This window comes from Flavitalea plasmicola, from assembly GCF_030546645.1.
Lineage (GTDB): Bacteria > Bacteroidota > Bacteroidia > Chitinophagales > Chitinophagaceae > Puia.
The window spans coordinates 380,802-396,413 of the sequence record NZ_JAUOTO010000004.1; the positions used below are offsets into that span (position 1 = coordinate 380,802).

At 50.9% G+C, this 15,612-nt stretch carries 13 protein-coding genes; 9 read left to right on the plus strand and 4 right to left on the minus strand.

Annotation, left to right across the window (positions count from 1 at the left end; translation table 11 throughout):
• Positions 1-218: 218 nt before the first annotated feature.
• Together Q4E93_RS15740 and Q4E93_RS15745 are read left to right on the plus strand one after the other, a co-directional pair.
• Complete coding sequence (locus tag Q4E93_RS15740) at positions 219-806, plus strand: RNA polymerase sigma-70 factor (protein ID WP_303586757.1); 588 nt, start codon at positions 219-221, stop codon at positions 804-806.
• A 490-nt stretch (positions 807-1,296) separates the two neighbouring features.
• Positions 1,297-1,968: an HD domain-containing protein gene (locus Q4E93_RS15745; RefSeq protein ID WP_303586758.1), complete on the plus strand. Its 672-nt coding sequence runs from the start codon at positions 1,297-1,299 to the stop codon at positions 1,966-1,968.
• Positions 1,969-1,970: 2 nt separating this feature from the next.
• Here the strand turns inward: Q4E93_RS15745 and Q4E93_RS15750 are convergent, their stop codons facing one another.
• Complete coding sequence (locus Q4E93_RS15750; RefSeq protein WP_303586760.1) at positions 1,971-2,447, minus strand: acyl-CoA thioesterase; 477 nt, start codon at positions 2,445-2,447, stop codon at positions 1,971-1,973.
• Positions 2,448-2,767: 320 nt separating this feature from the next.
• On the opposite strand from Q4E93_RS15750, the gene Q4E93_RS15755 reads away from it, so the two are divergent.
• A complete protein-coding gene (locus tag Q4E93_RS15755) occupies positions 2,768-5,212 on the plus strand; it encodes a DUF8696 domain-containing protein (RefSeq protein ID WP_303586762.1) in 2,445 nt (814 codons plus the stop codon).
• An 8-nt stretch (positions 5,213-5,220) separates the two neighbouring features.
• Here the strand turns inward: Q4E93_RS15755 and Q4E93_RS15760 are convergent, their stop codons facing one another.
• The gene (locus Q4E93_RS15760; protein WP_303586764.1) at positions 5,221-5,874 is read right to left on the minus strand and encodes a Crp/Fnr family transcriptional regulator; all 654 of its coding nucleotides are present in this window, start codon (positions 5,872-5,874) and stop codon (positions 5,221-5,223) included.
• Positions 5,875-5,990: 116 nt separating this feature from the next.
• On the opposite strand from Q4E93_RS15760, the gene Q4E93_RS15765 reads away from it, so the two are divergent.
• From Q4E93_RS15765 to Q4E93_RS15785, 5 genes are read left to right on the plus strand one after another with little or no spacing between them, the layout of a single operon-like run.
• On the plus strand, positions 5,991-7,625 hold the full coding sequence (locus Q4E93_RS15765) for a chloride channel protein (protein WP_303586766.1): 1,635 nt from the start codon (positions 5,991-5,993) through the stop codon (positions 7,623-7,625).
• 10 nt (positions 7,626-7,635) lie between these two features.
• Complete coding sequence (locus Q4E93_RS15770) at positions 7,636-8,070, plus strand: hypothetical protein (protein WP_303586768.1); 435 nt, start codon at positions 7,636-7,638, stop codon at positions 8,068-8,070.
• A 59-nt stretch (positions 8,071-8,129) separates the two neighbouring features.
• Positions 8,130-9,065: an SGNH/GDSL hydrolase family protein gene (locus Q4E93_RS15775; protein WP_303586770.1), complete on the plus strand. Its 936-nt coding sequence runs from the start codon at positions 8,130-8,132 to the stop codon at positions 9,063-9,065.
• Positions 9,066-9,111: 46 nt separating this feature from the next.
• Entirely contained in the window at positions 9,112-9,429 is a 318-nt protein-coding gene (locus Q4E93_RS15780) for a hypothetical protein (protein ID WP_303586772.1), read from the plus strand.
• Positions 9,430-9,453: 24 nt separating this feature from the next.
• Positions 9,454-11,955, plus strand: coding sequence for an Hsp70 family protein (locus Q4E93_RS15785; RefSeq protein WP_303586774.1), 2,502 nt, complete (start codon positions 9,454-9,456; stop codon positions 11,953-11,955).
• On the opposite strand, the gene Q4E93_RS15790 is transcribed toward Q4E93_RS15785, so the two are convergent.
• Together Q4E93_RS15790 and Q4E93_RS15795 are read right to left on the minus strand one after the other, a co-directional pair.
• Entirely contained in the window at positions 11,879-12,973 is a 1,095-nt protein-coding gene (locus Q4E93_RS15790; protein ID WP_303586776.1) for a hypothetical protein, read from the minus strand. The genes Q4E93_RS15785 and Q4E93_RS15790 overlap by 77 nt on opposite strands.
• A 10-nt stretch (positions 12,974-12,983) precedes the next feature.
• On the minus strand, positions 12,984-13,742 hold the full coding sequence (locus Q4E93_RS15795; protein ID WP_303586778.1) for a DeoR/GlpR family DNA-binding transcription regulator: 759 nt from the start codon (positions 13,740-13,742) through the stop codon (positions 12,984-12,986).
• 157 nt (positions 13,743-13,899) lie between these two features.
• Between Q4E93_RS15795 and Q4E93_RS15800 the strand changes: the two genes are divergently transcribed.
• On the plus strand, positions 13,900-15,477 hold the full coding sequence (locus Q4E93_RS15800; protein WP_303586780.1) for a glycerol-3-phosphate dehydrogenase/oxidase: 1,578 nt from the start codon (positions 13,900-13,902) through the stop codon (positions 15,475-15,477).
• Positions 15,478-15,612: the final 135 nt, after the last annotated feature.

Sequence of the window (15,612 nt, forward strand, 5' to 3'; positions counted from 1 at the left end):
GTCATCGTGATTTTTAGACTCTGTCTATATTTAAGGTTAAGTAGGTAAAGAATTTTAAGGGCTTAGCCTTATTAAATAAAATACCCTGGGGAAATGGGTTGGAAATTTAGAAATGGATCAGATATTATCCAATCGGTAGAGCATAAGCTTTTTGCAGATATTTAATTTAAGATATAATATTACTTAAGATACCATTCCCGTAAACCTTAATTTCTCCTATGAACATACAAAACGCTGCTGTTATTGTATCTGAGCTGAAAAGGGGCAGTACCAAGGCTTTACATGCAGTTCATGATCTTTATTACCCTGCTCTCCGCAATTTCGCCATGAGTCTGGTGGGCGATGGACCCGCGGCAGAAGATATTGTCGCCGAGGTCTTTGTCACGCTCTGGAAGAAGCACGAGGATTTCGAGACCCTTCAGAATATCAAGGCATTCGTCTACATCAGCACCCGCAATGCCTGTATCAATCATATAAAGAAGCTGCAGCGGGATGTGGTGATGAAGTCCGGGCTCACTAATTATCTTTCGGTGGACCATGAGGAGTTTGCGTTGAATGAGATGATCCGGGCGGAAGTGTTGCAGCAGATCTATGAGGCCATCGAGGCTTTGCCTTCCCAGTGCAAGAAAGTATTCAAATTATGTTATGTGGAGGGGCTGACCAATTCCGAAGTGGCGGAGCGTTTTGCGATATCGGTCAATACCGTGAAGAACCATAAGGTGAAGGCATTGGGCTTGCTAAGGCTCAAATTTTTAAATGGCCCTGCCATGAGTGTGCTGGGAGCGATGGTCTATTTTTTCGTATAGCCTTTTACTTGCCAGGCAAAGCCTGTAGAGGATGATGGCCCACATGACCGGGAGGACCGGCAGCCACCAGTCTGTAAGGAATATTAAGGCGGAGGTCAGGGCTCCCAGTAAGAAGAAAAGCACGTATTTCATGATGATATTGGATTGGCTAGCAAAATAACTACACGACGATGGTATTTTATATGAAAGCGGGCGCATGATTTTCACAATTAAAAAAAAGGAGCGAGGATCACTAAGGGAAGTGCTTAAAAAAAAAGTATTTTAAAAATGTCACAATTAATTGAACCGCGCCTCCGTTAATAGCGTGGTTTTTCATAGGATATTGGATTTTAAAACGGGGCTGAATTTCCATTCTGGCCCTTTTTTTTGCCCGTGCCTTTCCGGGAAAAGTAGTCCCGGGCAAAAAAAATCTAAAAATGGGCTTTCCGCCGACGGATCTGTGATCCGTCTTTTTTTTGCCCGTGCCTGCAGAGTACATTATTTTCGGGGCATGCAAGATCAGGCTATTACCGGATGGGAGACAAGATTTATCAATTACCACAAGGAGAACACGCATACGAAGGACGGATCTCATGACCTGGGCCATTTCCAGCGGGTGTGGAAAGCAGCGCAATATATCAACCAGGAGGAGGGGGGGATTGCAGATCCGTTGATCTTATTAACAGCCGCTTATTTCCATGACCTGGTTTCTTTACCGAAAAATTCTCCTGAGCGGAGTACTTCTTCCCGTCTGAGCGCGGAGAGGACGGTGGCGCTGCTGAAGGAGGTTTTTACGGATTTTCCTCCTGAAAAGATAGAGAATGTGCGACATGCCATTCATGCGCATAGTTTTTCGGCGCAGGTGGCTCCATTGACCTCCGAGGCGAAGATACTGCAGGATGCCGACAGGATGGAAGCATTGGGGGCTATTGGGCTTGCCCGGGTGTTTTATACTGCAGGTCAGCTGAGCCAGCGGTTATTCGACGCGGAAGATCCGCTGGCGTTGGCGCGTGAGCCGAATGACAGTCAATATTCGCTGGATCATTTTCAACTGAAGCTGTTCAAACTGCCGGCCCTGATGAATACTGCCACGGGTAAGCGGCTCGCGGATGAGAAAGTGGCCTATCTGCGACAGTACCTGGGGATGATAGAGGGTGAGATAAAAGGGAAATATGGCGGATAGGGTCAGCTCTTATTCAGCAGGGTGGCGATCCGGGCATTCATTCCTTTGGCGATATCGACACCGGGGACCAGGACCTGGCGGCTAAATTCCAGGATCTCTTCTTTAAGGCCCTCTTTTTTTCCTGTGCGGCTATTGATATGGGTAAATCTGGACCAGAGAATGGCTTTTAGTCCGAGCCGGTCTTTGTCGAACATCAGCATTTCCACATCCAGGTAGTTGTCGCCACAGCCGATGAGTGCAGTCTCTTTGCAGACAACCTCGTTATAGGTGACGGCCCGTACATACTGGATCTCGTGGCGGCTGACGACGAATCCCAGTCCTCTTAACGCCCAGTCTTTCAAGTCTATGCCATAATTTTCCTTCAGGTGGTCTTCCCGGGCGTTGATAAAATAATCCAGGTATTTACTATTATTCAGGTGACCAAGGGGGTCACAGTCGTTGAAGCGGATGGTGTAGAATGTGCTGGGTTTTGTAACCATAAAATTGTATTTTTAGCGTGCGTGCGTTTATATGCCTCGCAATATTAACCCCTGGAGTATAGTCCATCCTATCGATTCTCCCAAAATAATTTTTTATGAAGATCGGCGAGCGCTGAAGCGGCTGGTGGCTATCCGCAAAACGAAGGAGAAAGGTGCTGTACTCAATGAGTTGTTAGACAATTAATTAGGGTTGGCTGTCCTGGTCCGAAAAATTAATAGGCCTTCCAGTCAACTCTCTTGTGAATTATCTCGTATTCGTATATATAAGTTTCATATCCAGAAAGGCCGGCATTTATTCTTTTACCTTTATTGACAGGCTGATGAAATTATTGTTACCCATTATATGTTTACTGGTGGCTTATGATTCGCTGGCTCAGACGCAGGCTTGCCCTTTGAATAGTAATTTTTCGGTTGGAAGCCTCACGCATTGGTATGCTTATACGGGAAATAATGCGGGGGGCAATCCGGCGAACACCATCAAGGGCTATGACACCGCCCAGGGGGCACCGGGGGGCACGCAGGGGGTCAGTACTATTCCCGAATATAACCTGTCGGGCGTCCCGGGTATCCGGGTGATTACCAGCAACAGCACGGATTATTTAGGAGGGTTTGCTACCATACCCACCATCAATGGCTATAAATATGGCAGCTCGGTGCTGCTGGGCTCCACGACTATCAGCCGTAGTAATTCGAATGGAGTGCAGGGGGGCTATGTGCGGGGGATCAGTTATACGATCGCCGTGCCTACCAGCGCCGTCGTTCAGCCTTATACCATGACCTACGCGTATGCGATGGTCCTGGAGAATGGTACCCATAACTCCAATCAGCAGCCATTGTTCTCCGCGACGTTGTCTGTAAATAATACGATCATCAGCTGCGCCTCTCCAAAATATTTCCTTCCCACCAAAGACAATGCGGACCCGAGGGGCACCGGCGCCACCCTGGATACGGCGCTGGCCGAGGCTCAGGGAATTTATCTCAGTGCTCATCCTTCGCCTAATTCCAATCCCAACTCCAATAATCCCAATGCGGAGCACCTGATGGATGTTTGGGCAAAGGGGTGGACGGAAGTGACTTTTGACCTTTCGCCTTACAGGGGCCAGAAGGTGACGCTGACCTTCGAGGCGGACAATTGTGTGCCGGGCGGACATTTCGCTTATGCTTATGTGGCGCTTCGCAGTGATTGTGACGGTCTAGCCATCAGCGGTCCTATCGAAGCGTGCATCAACAGTGACCTCACCTATTCCATACCTGGTCTTACGGGCGCTAATTATCAGTGGACGGTGCCATCCGACTGGTCTATCATATCGGGGGCGGACAGCAATATCCTCAAAGTGCATGTGGGCACCAATCCCGGCAAGATCACAGCGTCGGAAAGCAATAGCTGCGCTACATTGAAAGATACCATCGATGTGGTGACCACGCCCCCGACCATTCCCGGCTTTGTGTCGGGTAATAACGAGGTTTGTGCCGGTGCGAATAACAGCCCCCTGGTCCTGAACGGATATTTAGGCAAGGTGCTGGGCTGGCAGACTTCCGGGGACGGTGTGACCTGGAGTTCCTTGTCCGTAACGGCGCCTTCTTATACTGCGCAGAATCTGCAAAAGACCGCCAACTACAGGGCTATTGTGCAGAATGGCGAGAGCTGCAATATCGATACCAGCGCGGCTGCCAAAGTCATCGTAGACCCCCAAAGCGTGGGTGGAACCCTGGACCCGGCGAATATGGCGTTTTGTCTCGGGCAGAATAAGGATGCACTGCTGACACTAAAGGGCTATACCGGCAGCGTGCAGAACTGGCAATCTTCCGCGGATGGCGTCAACTGGACGGATTTCAACCCTGTTAATAACGATCCCACCTATAATGTAGTAGGTATTACGTCATCCACGCGGTTCCGCACCATTGTAAAAAGCGGTGTTTGCCCCCTGGACATCAGCACGCCCTCTTTTATCAACCTGCTGACTGCGCGTTTTCCGGAGGCACAGGCAGCGCCTGCGGATACGCTTATCTGCTATGGAAAGGTCGCACCGTTGAATGCGCATATTATGCTGGGGACGAGCTATAGCTGGACCAATACTGCTCAACTTAGCGGTCAGGGGAATGGAAATATAGATGTTCTCCCCTATGACATTCATGCACAGGCCAGTCCTTTGGCCACCACCGAATATGTGCTGAATATTCTCAATGCCGGCTGTCCCAATGCTCTGAAGGACACATTCCATATCAATGTACATCAGAAGATCGTCGTGGATGCGGGGCATGATACGGCCGTGGTCTTCAATCAGCCGCTGCAGCTGCATGCCAGCAACAACGATTCGGCTGCAGGTTTGTGGAAGTGGGAGCCCCCGCTGGGACTGGATAATCCTTTTATCTCAGATCCTGTCGCTACGCTGGGGGCCACTATCGACTCAGTCCGTTACACAGTGACGGCGTCTACGGAAATAGGATGTTCGGGGTCAGCAAGCATATTGGTGAAAGTGTTCAAGACATTGCCTGATATTTTTGTGCCGAGCGCTTTTACGCCGGGAAGCGTCGCCAATGGTATCTTCCGTCCTGTGCCGGTGGGGATCGCGAACTTCCAGTTTTTCAGGGTATACAACCGATATGGCCAGCTGGTATACGCTACCACGGTGGCAGGCAATGGCTGGGACGGGCGGATAGGGGGGAAGCTGCAGGAACCGGGTACCTATGTATGGATGGTGCAGGGCATATCGTATACGGGCAAGACCGTATACCACAAAGGCACGATGGTGATGGTGCGATGAACTTTATTTCATTTCATAATATATTTTTTCAACCGGGCAGGGTCGATGATCCGTATGTTCTTACCGGAAGCGGAGATGACCTTACCTTTAGTGAGCTCCGTCAAGAATTTGAATACCGTCTCGTAGGTGGTGCCTGCGTAGGATGCAATATCCTGGCGGGTGACGGTGAGGGATAGTTTGGTTATTTCCAGGAGCGCGCCCGCGATCCTTCCTTTTACTTCCATGTGGACCATATCCCGCATCCTTTGTTCGGTCCTTTGCAGCTCGGCCGCATAGAAATACATGAGTCTGTAAGTAAGGTTTGGGTTAGCTTTCAGGCTGCTTTCCAGAAAATCGTTTGAGATATGACATACCTGGCAATCCTCCAGTGCGGTGGCAGTAACGGGGTAATGATCGATGCCTCCCAGGCCGCGGTGTCCGAGGATGTCGCCCGGCGCGGCAAAGCGGAGGATAAGATCCTTCTGGCCTATCCATTCTTTATGCACTTTAACATAACCGGAATAGAGAAAAAAGATCCCGGCGACCTTTTCTCCTTCACGGAATACGGGTTTCCCTTTTTTTATGGGCAAGGTCGTTTTCTTCAGCGCTATGACCTCCCTCCATTCGGGCATGCAATGCCGGCATAAAAAGCAATCGTTCAGATTGCAGGATAATTCTTGCATAATGCAATGATAGGCAATCTGCCGGGTTTGTTTGCTATATTGTTTATGCAATATTTTAATGCGTTTCGTGTCTACAATATGCTTATTTAATGTTGTTTATGCAATATATTTGCGGTATGAAAGAAAGGATTGTCAGGAAGACCCCGGTGAACAAACGCGTATTTTATCTCTGTATCCAGGTGGCGATCAATGCGGTATTGATCGGCGTAGTAGCCAAGGTGCTGGTGGGCCTTATCGACTTTATTACCAATCTGTCCTTTTATGGGCGATTGTCTTTTGAACCGGCTTCGCCTGCGGGTAATCATCTTGGTCTGTTGGTGCTGGCAGTGCCTGTTATAGGAGCTGTCCTGGTGGGATTGATGGCAAGGTTCGGATCGAAAGCCATCGGGGGGCATGGCATTCCCGAGGCAATGGAAAAGATCATCCTGGAGGACAGCCGCATTCCGCCTGCGTTGACTTTTTTGAAACCTTTATCGGCGGCGATATCCATTGGGACGGGCGGGCCTTTTGGCGCCGAGGGGCCGATCATAGCCACGGGGGGCGCTTTTGGATCGCTGACCGGGCAATGGATGCATATTTCTTCTGCGGAGCGGAAGATCGTATTGGCGGCAGGGGCATGCGCAGGTATGTCTGCTATATTCGGCAGTCCATTGGCGGCGGTCCTGCTGGCGATAGAGTTACTGTTATTTGAATTTTCGCCCCGGAGCATTATTCCTGTGGTTATAGGATGTGTCACCGGCGCGGGGATGCATATCTTATTGTTCGGTTCGTCTCCTGTATTCAGTATGCCGGAGATCCCGGCGCCTTCGGATAGTGCGCTGGCGGCTTATGTGGTGCTTGGGCTCATCGTAGGTGTGGTTGCGGCGGGGGTGTCGCGGTCTATTTATCTTATCGAAGACCTTTTCGAGAAGCTGCCGGTACACTGGATGTGGTGGCCTGCGATAGGGGCGATAGCCATTGGCGTGACTGGTTATTTCGCTCCTCATACCATGGGGGTGGGGTATGACAACATCACGTATTTGTTGGGAGGGACCTGGTCCTGGCGGATCTTATTTTCTCTTTGTGTGCTGAAGTATATCTCCTGGGCGGTGTCTTTGGGCAGCGGCACTTCAGGAGGGACGCTGGCGCCATTGTTCACCATGGGCGGTGGCCTGGGTGCGATGCTGGGCCTGGGTGCGATGTATCTTTTCCCTTCCCTGGGGATCGACCCCGCGACTGCCGCACTGGCGGGCATGGCGGCCATGTTTGCGGGGGCTTCCAGGGCATTGCTGACTTCCGTGGTATTTGCCTTGGAAACCACGGGAAAGGCCCATGGCGTGCTGCCCGTGCTGGGAGCTTCGGTGGCCGCTTATTTCCTTTCGTTCTTCCTGATGCGGGGAAGCATCATGACGGAGAAGATCAAGCGAAGGGGAGTGAGCGCACCGGATGCCTATGAGCCGGATGTGCTGCAAGGCATCCGGGTAAAGACATTGCTTTCGGAGGCCGGGGAAGAGGAGATTGTGACCGGTAAACCTTATGTATATGCGAACGATGATGTGGGCCTGGCTGCGGAAATGATGGGGAAGTATCATACGGAACGATTGCTGGTCCGGGAGGAGGGGGATCCGGGCAAGGTCGCGGGCGTCATTACGGCGGCATCCATCCTGCGCTATTACAGTGCGCAAAAGCGGAAGGAGCATACCTATCATTCGCCCGGAAGGACGAGAAGGATCATGGCGCAGGGGAGGAAATTCTTATTTTTTAACAGATAAAACAATCTTTATGTCACAGGAACAATCAATGGGGGGCGATTTTAGCGGGGCATTACTGACAGGCGTTTTTGCGGGTTTTGCCGGTACGATCATTTGCCTTGTCTTCAATATTATTTACCGGGACGATACAGGCTTTCTTCCTTCCGCGATCATCAATGTTTCGTCGTTGATATTTGCGGTCAACATCCTGTTTGTCTTTATAGGGCTGGCTTATTTTTTATGTGTCCGGTATTTGCCAAAGGGGGATATCGCTTTTGAGGTGATCTTTTTGTTGCTGACGCTGGTCTGCCTGTTGGGAACATCCGGCGTCCACCGTTCGGATGATGCGGTGGTGAACCACCAGTTCAAGGGGCTCCTGATGGGGGTGATCATTATCCTTGGTATCTGTTGTGCGGCGATGCCCGTGATGTTTCGCAATAAGCGTTTCAGGGAGCACGTGATATAGGGCCTGAGAACAGCGAATGAAGCGGCGGCGGGTAATTATCCTTTTTGTACATTCAGGGCATGAAAAAATCAAGAAGCGCTGCTTTGCTGCTGGTGTGCCTGCTGACCATGCCGGATGGCCGGGCCCAGGAGCGGGGTGCGGGGCCATTCCCCGGGAAGGTGCACCGCATCGTATTTCTCGGGAACAGCATCACGTATGCGGCAGATTATGTTGAATTAATCGAGACATATTTTATTATACATTATCCCAGGCGGCGATTTGAGTTCATCAATATGGGCTTGCCCAGCGAAACGGTCTCGGGCTTATCGGAGCCGGGGCATGCGGGGGGGAAGTTCCCCCGCCCTGATCTGCATGAGCGGCTGGCGCGGGTATTGGCGTTGACGAAGCCGGACCTGGTGTTCGTGGATTATGGGATGAATGACGGTATTTATATGCCCTTTGATGCGGGAAGGTTCGATGCATTCCGGTCGGGGATGCTATGGCTGCATGGGGAGCTGGTGAAGACGGGGGCCATGATCATTCATTTGACCCCTCCGGTGTATGATGAGAAGATCGGAAAAAGCAAAGGATACGATGGGGTGCTGGAAAAATATTCCGAGTGGTTGCTGCAGCAAAAGGATTCATTGGGATGGAGGGTCGCGGATATTCATGCCCCCATGAAAAAGTACCTGGATCACCGGCGGAGCCTGGATTCTACCTATGCTTTTTCGCAGGATGGGGTCCATCCGGATCTCACGGGGCATGTGATCATGGCGGGAGAAGTTTTAAGATACCTGGGAGAGCCGGTGGGGGAAACCGGTGGGCTAATGAGGGTGATGGGTGATGAGGGAGGTAAAGTTTATGGACTTGTGCATGAGAGACAGGAGATGATGAAGGACGCGTGGCTGACGGCCGCGGGGCATCAGCGGCCGGGTATGAAGAAGGGGCTGCCGCTGCCGGAGGCGAAGATGAAAGCGGCGGCGATCGACAAAAGAATCAGACAACTCCACAGATAGCTAATTTGTCAATTTAGGGGTATTTTGCACCTTAAAATACCTTACGATGTCCCAGCAATTATGGATAAAAATGGCCAATCTGGTTTTTGAGCTGGAAAAGCGGCTGCCGGCCCAGGGAGGCTCTACGGGCGTTCAGCGGAATATAGACCGGATGAAGACGGTGCTGGAGGAGGCGGGTTTGCTGATACTCAACCCGATGGGTGAGCCGTATACCGAGACCAGGACTGATCTTGAAGCCAATATAACGGGTGCAGGCAAGGGCACGCTCCAGGTGCTGGATGTTATCAAGCCTGTGATCTACACGAATAAGGACGGGCTGCAATCCCTGCTTCAGAAGGGTGTGGTGATAGCCGGACACAAATAATAAAAGAAATTTTAACAGATATCGATGACCATCAATTTTGCTATTGACCTTGGCACGACGAATTCTCTTATAGCCAGGGCCAGGAACGGAAATGTAGAGATCTTTAAGAACCCGTCGGGAATGAAGGTGACCTTACCCAGTGTGGTGGCATTCAGGAAGGACAGGATGCTGATAGGCGATAAGGCGAAAGAGTATATAGAAAAGGACCCTGCGAACGTATTTGGCACTTTCAAAAGAAAAATGGGCACCAGCGAGAGTTTTTTTGTCGCCAATAACGGGAGCTTTAAAACGCCTGTCGAGCTAAGCGCGATGATCTTACAGGAGCTGCGGAATTTTATATTCACGGGTGAGTCGCCTGAAAGCGTCATTATCACCATACCGGCGAGCTTTGATACCATACAAAGCAATGCGACCAAAGAGGCGGGGTATGCTGCCGGGTTCAAGGAAGTGCTGTTGCTGCAGGAGCCTATTGCGGCGAGCCTGGCATTTGCCAATAAGGAAGGCTGCGAAGGGATGAAGGGGCAATGGCTGGTGTATGACCTGGGGGGCGGGACCTTCGACGTGGCGCTTGTGAAGATCGACGAAGATGAGATGAAAGTGGTGGATCATGAGGGAGATAATTTCTTTGGGGGAGTGGATTTCGATAACCTGATCATTACTCAGCTGTTCGTGCCTTACCTGGAAGATAAATATGGTATTACCGATCTCTCCAGGAAGATGCTCAGCGCCAACGGGAAATACAATAAGCTTTATTACCAGCTGCTGTACAAGGCGGAGGAGGCGAAGATCAGCTTAAGCAATCATTCCACCGCCGAGGTGGAATTCGATATGGAGGATGAATCGGGGCAGTCGCATGAAGTCTATTTTACCATTGACAAGGGACAGTTTAATTCGATCATCCGGGAGAAGATACAGGCGTCTGTCAATTTCATCCGTAATCTGCTTGAAAGGAATAACCTCCGCCCGGCGGATATCACTGAAATAGTGCTGGTGGGCGGGAGCACCTATATTCCATTGGTGCGAACGATGTTGAACGAGGAGCTGCAGATCGCCGTCAATACCTCTATCGATCCTACTACGGCCGTGGTGGAGGGGGCGGCTTATTATGCAGGCAGCAGGATAAGCAGACTGGAACAGGCGCCGGCAGCCAACGTTGTAAAAAGCAATAATAGTTCAGACGCGCCGCTGATAGAAGTCAAGACTGCCTACCAGCATCATAGCCGGGAGCAGGAAGAATATTTTGCGGCGTCCATAAAAAATGCGCCTGTGGGAAGCCATTACCGCATCGTCCGAACGGATGGAGGGTTTGACAGTGGTTTAAAGAAGGCGACGGAGAGAATAAGCGAGATGCTGCTGTTGCTGCCCAATACGCAGAATGTCTTTCAATTAAAGATCTATGATGAAAAGGGGCGGGCTATTGACATTGCTGTCCCGGATATTGCCATTGTCCAGGGCAAATTCACCATCTATGGCCAGCCTTTACCCAATGATATTTGCCTGGAGGTGGATGATGTCGAGAATAATATGACGCACCTGGAGGTGATCTTCGAGCGAAATGCGATCTTACCGCTTAAGCGATCCATAACAAAGACGCTTAGCAGGACCATTGCGAAAGGCAGTGATGATCAGCTGTTGATAAATGTGCTGGAGGGCAGCAGGTATTCTTCGCCGCAGTCGAACCTTTCCATTGGGGTAGTTAGCATTGCGGGTAAGGACCTTTCCGCCGACCTGATAAAGGGATGTGATGTAGACCTTTCTTTCGAGATCAGCGAAAGCAGGGATATCACTGTAAAAGCTTATATCAGCATGATCGACGCGGAATTCGGCCAGGTGTTCAATCCTTCGGTGCGCAGCATTAATATGGCGCGTATGCAAGAGGAGGCGGATTACTTATACCGGGTCGGCAAGCGTCAGCTGGATGGTTTGCTGGCAAAGGAAAAATACGAGGAGAGCGCAGTGCTCCAGCAGGCGATGGATGAGCTGTCGGGCTTACAGCGTAAGATCCGGGGTCTGAGCGCGGACGACGTGACGGATGTAAAGTACCAGCTGGATGACCAGAAGAGGAAGCTGGCGCAGGTGGTGGCCGAGGCGGAGCGGGGGGACAGGATGCTGGAGTTGAAGGAGGAGTATTTCGAGAAAAAGGAAAGCTACCAATATATGCTGCAGCAGTCGAACGATATAGCGCTTAAGCATCGATTTGAAGCCATCAGCAAGGAGGAGAATGAATGGATCAACCAGTGCAGCACGCAGTTCCTGCGTATGAAGATCCACGAGATGGACCGCCTGATCTGGAATGTGAAGCGAAAGGACGTAGGGTATCTCACCAGTCTTTACCTGCATTATGCGATGAAGCCTGACAATGCCTATAGTGATGTGAAGCAGATAAAGGCTTTGAAGGCGAGGGGCGATGAGGCGCTGGAGCGGAAAAACCCGGATGAAATCGCCAGCGTCATTTACCGGATGTATGATCTGTTGATCGATAAGGATGACGATGAGGTGATAAAGGGGACTGGTTTACGCGGTTGAAGCTGTCCAGCAGTAGTTTCCTGGTACTGTCGGTCAATTGAAGGGTGTTGTCTTTCTGGCCCTCGACACTATCGTGCATCCAGGGGTTATTGGGCATCTCATATTTAGGGGTATAGCTTGGATCAGAGGTGTTGCAGGTGAACGCCTTGGCGGCGATGAAGATGAGCAGCCATGCAAAACGGGCGATGTTCCAGAAAGGGCTGCGATCTTTGGTGGGCTTGGAGATCCTTCTCATTTCTTTCAGCTTCTCCGTGAGCTCCGTTTGCAGCTCGGGGGCTACCGCCAACAGCAAAGCATTTTCCACCCAGGTCTCGGCGGCCAGTCTATGGGCCGTTTTTTTATTGAAAGTATAGATGGCTGCCAACTCTATAACGAAGGCATATCTATTCCTTATTTCACCGAAGCGATGTTCCGGCAGCAGTACGATGAGGCTGATATATTGGTAGCCCATCAGGGGGGAGGCTGCGTCGAATGTCTGTTTGTCGCCTTTGCCCTGCTCGCCTTTTTTCGTATAATATTCCAGCAGGGCTATGTTGTTGGTAAGGATCTTTATGAGGGACGACCATGCCTGTTCAAGGTCATAATCTGTCATGAGGTATTGATTCTCCAGAATGGTGATGAGTTCGTCCTTTTCCTTGTACCTGAAGCATCGGTCCGTTGCGGTGGTGAAGGCGGTGAGGAAGTAGGGGCTTATCCATTGGATGAAGCGGCCGTCGCTGTACAGAGGATTGTTCCTGAATTTCGTGTCGTCTGCGATGGAATGGTCTTCCAGGAAAATTTTCAGTACGTTGTCTTCTTCGATTGCGTTGTGGTAATCAATGACATTGTCCTGCTGCAGGGCTTCGAAGTAATCTATGATATTGCCCTTGGTAAGGTGGATGCCATGGACTTCCAGGCTGTCCTGTTCCGACAGCTCCAGTTCGGCGAGAAGTTTTTTTCTGCCCAGCTGGATGGCTTTTTTATCGATGGGGGTAGTGATGGACTCACCTAATATAGTGGAGGGGGACAGGTATTGCATCAGGGTTGGATTATATGATGGTCACTTCGATGCCGAGGCTTTCCAATGTTTTTTTATAATGTTCCGGTATGCCATTGTCAGTGATGACCTGGTCTATTTCTTCCAGGCCGCAAATGCGGCCGAAGCCTCTTTTGCCGAATTTGGTGGAGTCCGATAGTACGATGATCTTTTGTGATTGTGCGATCATTTGCCTGTTAAGCTGCGCTTCCATGGAGTTGGTGGTGGTGAGGCCTAGCTCGATGTCGATGCCATCAACGCCGAGGAAAAGCTTGGTGCAGAAGAAATCATTGAGGATATTCTGTGCGTAGGGGCCTGTGACGGAGGATGAGCTTTTGCGCAGCAGGCCGCCGAGCTGAATGACCTCGATATTGGGATGTTTGATCAGCTCCAGGGCTACATTCAATGCGGAAGTGACGACGGTCAGGCTTTCCCTGATCTGTATCTTTTTTGCCAGGGCGAGCACAGTGGTGCCGGAGGCGATGATGATGGAATCATTGGGAGCGATGAGCTGAGCGGCCGCGGCGGCGATGTCGGCCTTTTCCGAGGATTGCAGCTTTTCTTTTTCATTGACAGGTCTGTCGACCGTATAAGGGTTGGTGGCGTTGGCTCCTCCGTGTGTGCGGAAGAGGAGGTTCTTTTTTTCAAGTAGTTTCAGGTCTTTCCGGATAGTGACGGAGGATACTTTCAATTCTTTACATAGCTGCAATACATTGACCCTACCTTCCCTCTGCAGCTGATGCATGATAAACTGGTGCCTGTCTGTTACCATAAGTCTGTTCTTGCGCTAAAGATAGTAAAACAGTGGTATTTCTTCAGCCGGCCGATTGGCCGGATGAAATTTCGAGTTGTTTCGAATTAATATTTTTTAATTTCAAATTGGTTTGTTTAGTTTTGTTTTAATAATGAAAGGAAACATTTCGAAATAGATGGAGCAACAAAATTGTTTTAACCGGGCCAGCCAGCTGGACCGGCTTATCCGGACGCCGGAGTGGGATATGATCGTGATCGGAGGGGGCGCTACCGGGCTGGGGATCGCTGTAGATGCGGCCAGCAGGGGATATAAGGTATTGTTGCTGGAACAGTCGGACTTTGCCAAAGGCACATCCAGCAGGAGCACGAAGCTGGTGCATGGAGGGGTGCGGTACCTGGCGCAGGGGCAGATCAAGCTGGTGTACGGGGCATTGCATGAGCGGGGGATCCTGTTGCGGAACGCCGCTCATCTTGTTAAGAAACAGGCATTTATTATTCCTTGTTACAGTTGGTGGGAGCAGCTGAAGTATTTAACCGGTCTTACATTGTACGATATTCTTTCGGGTCGTTTCAGTTTTGGTAAGGCGGCCTATGTCAAACGGAAGGAGATGATAAATCTTCTGCCAGGATTGAATGCCCAGCGGCTGAGGGGAGGGGTGCGGTATTATGATGGCCAGTTTGACGATGCGCGGCTGGCGATCAACCTGGCGATGACAGCTGCAGAGGAGGGGGGGACGTTGCTGAATTATTTCAAGGTAGTCAGGCTGATTGGGAAGGAGCGGGTGAAGGGGGTAGTGGCTAAAGACATGGAGAGCGGAAAGGAATATACGTTGCGGTCCAGGGTGGTCGTCAATGCGACAGGCGTATTTGTGGATGATATTTTAAAAATGGAGGACGAGCATGCGCGGCCGATGGTAAGGCCGAGCCAGGGTGTACATCTGATGTTGAAGAGATCATTCCTGGATGGCGGCAGTGCATTGATGATCCCGAAAACTTCGGACGGTCGTGTTTTGTTTGCCGTACCCTGGCATGGGCATGTGCTGGTGGGCACTACGGATACGCTGATGGAGAAGCATTTGCTGGAGCCCCGGGCGTTGGAGGCTGAGATCGGGTTTATTCTCGGTACGATGAAGGAATATCTTTCGGTGCCTCCGGAGCGGGGAGACGTATTGAGTGTTTTTGCCGGCTTGCGACCATTGGCTGCACCTAAAGAAGATGGACATGCGACGAAGGAAATTTCACGGGATCATAAGTTGTTGGTGAGCCCGTCTGGCCTGGTTACGATCACGGGAGGCAAGTGGACCACTTACCGGAAGATGGCGGAGGAGACCCTGGATACGGTGATCGAAGCGGGGGTATTGGAGCCGGCGAGCTGCAGGACGAAGGAGCTGAGGATACATGGCTGCTGCGATCACCCGATGGAAGAGCATCTGGCTGTCTATGGAACGGATGGGGGGAAGATCAGGGAGCTTATGGAGGAGGAACCTCTGTTAGTGCGTCGCCTGGTGGAGTGGCTGCCTTATACGGAGGCGGAAGCTGTCTGGGCGGTGCGTTATGAGATGGCCAGGACGATCGAAGATGTGCTTGCGCGGAGATTGAGGGTATTATTCCTGGATGCGCAGGCTGCTCTTGCTGCGGCGCCCAGGGTTGCGGCGCTTATAGCGGAGGAGCTGGGTTATGGAGAGGATTGGAAAAGAAATCAACTGATAGCATTTAATAAGCTGGCGAACGGATACCTTCCGGGCCGGCTGTGAGCGGAGAGCTGTGAGCTGTGAGGGGAGAGCGGTGAGCTGTGAGCTGTCAGCTGTCAGCTGCAAGCCTCAAGCTGCAAGCTGCAAGAAAGTTTGAATAGGAATTGAAGAGTAATGTTTTTTTATTAAAACCGGCGG

What these genes read in the sequence shown, in the direction of transcription:
- Q4E93_RS15740 (WP_303586757.1), top strand. Translation starts at nt 219, where the DNA reads ATGAACATACAAAACGCTGCTGTTATTGTATCTGAGCTGAAAAGGGGC.
- Q4E93_RS15745 (WP_303586758.1), top strand. Translation starts at nt 1,297, where the DNA reads ATGCAAGATCAGGCTATTACCGGATGGGAGACAAGATTTATCAATTAC.
- Q4E93_RS15750 (WP_303586760.1), bottom strand. Translation starts at nt 2,447, where the DNA reads ATGGTTACAAAACCCAGCACATTCTACACCATCCGCTTCAACGACTGT.
- Q4E93_RS15755 (WP_303586762.1), top strand. Translation starts at nt 2,768, where the DNA reads ATGAAATTATTGTTACCCATTATATGTTTACTGGTGGCTTATGATTCG.
- Q4E93_RS15760 (WP_303586764.1), bottom strand. Translation starts at nt 5,874, where the DNA reads ATGCAAGAATTATCCTGCAATCTGAACGATTGCTTTTTATGCCGGCAT.
- Q4E93_RS15765 (WP_303586766.1), top strand. Translation starts at nt 5,991, where the DNA reads ATGAAAGAAAGGATTGTCAGGAAGACCCCGGTGAACAAACGCGTATTT.
- Q4E93_RS15770 (WP_303586768.1), top strand. Translation starts at nt 7,636, where the DNA reads ATGTCACAGGAACAATCAATGGGGGGCGATTTTAGCGGGGCATTACTG.
- Q4E93_RS15775 (WP_303586770.1), top strand. Translation starts at nt 8,130, where the DNA reads ATGAAAAAATCAAGAAGCGCTGCTTTGCTGCTGGTGTGCCTGCTGACC.
- Q4E93_RS15780 (WP_303586772.1), top strand. Translation starts at nt 9,112, where the DNA reads ATGTCCCAGCAATTATGGATAAAAATGGCCAATCTGGTTTTTGAGCTG.
- Q4E93_RS15785 (WP_303586774.1), top strand. Translation starts at nt 9,454, where the DNA reads ATGACCATCAATTTTGCTATTGACCTTGGCACGACGAATTCTCTTATA.
- Q4E93_RS15790 (WP_303586776.1), bottom strand. Translation starts at nt 12,973, where the DNA reads ATGCAATACCTGTCCCCCTCCACTATATTAGGTGAGTCCATCACTACC.
- Q4E93_RS15795 (WP_303586778.1), bottom strand. Translation starts at nt 13,742, where the DNA reads ATGGTAACAGACAGGCACCAGTTTATCATGCATCAGCTGCAGAGGGAA.
- Q4E93_RS15800 (WP_303586780.1), top strand. Translation starts at nt 13,900, where the DNA reads ATGGAGCAACAAAATTGTTTTAACCGGGCCAGCCAGCTGGACCGGCTT.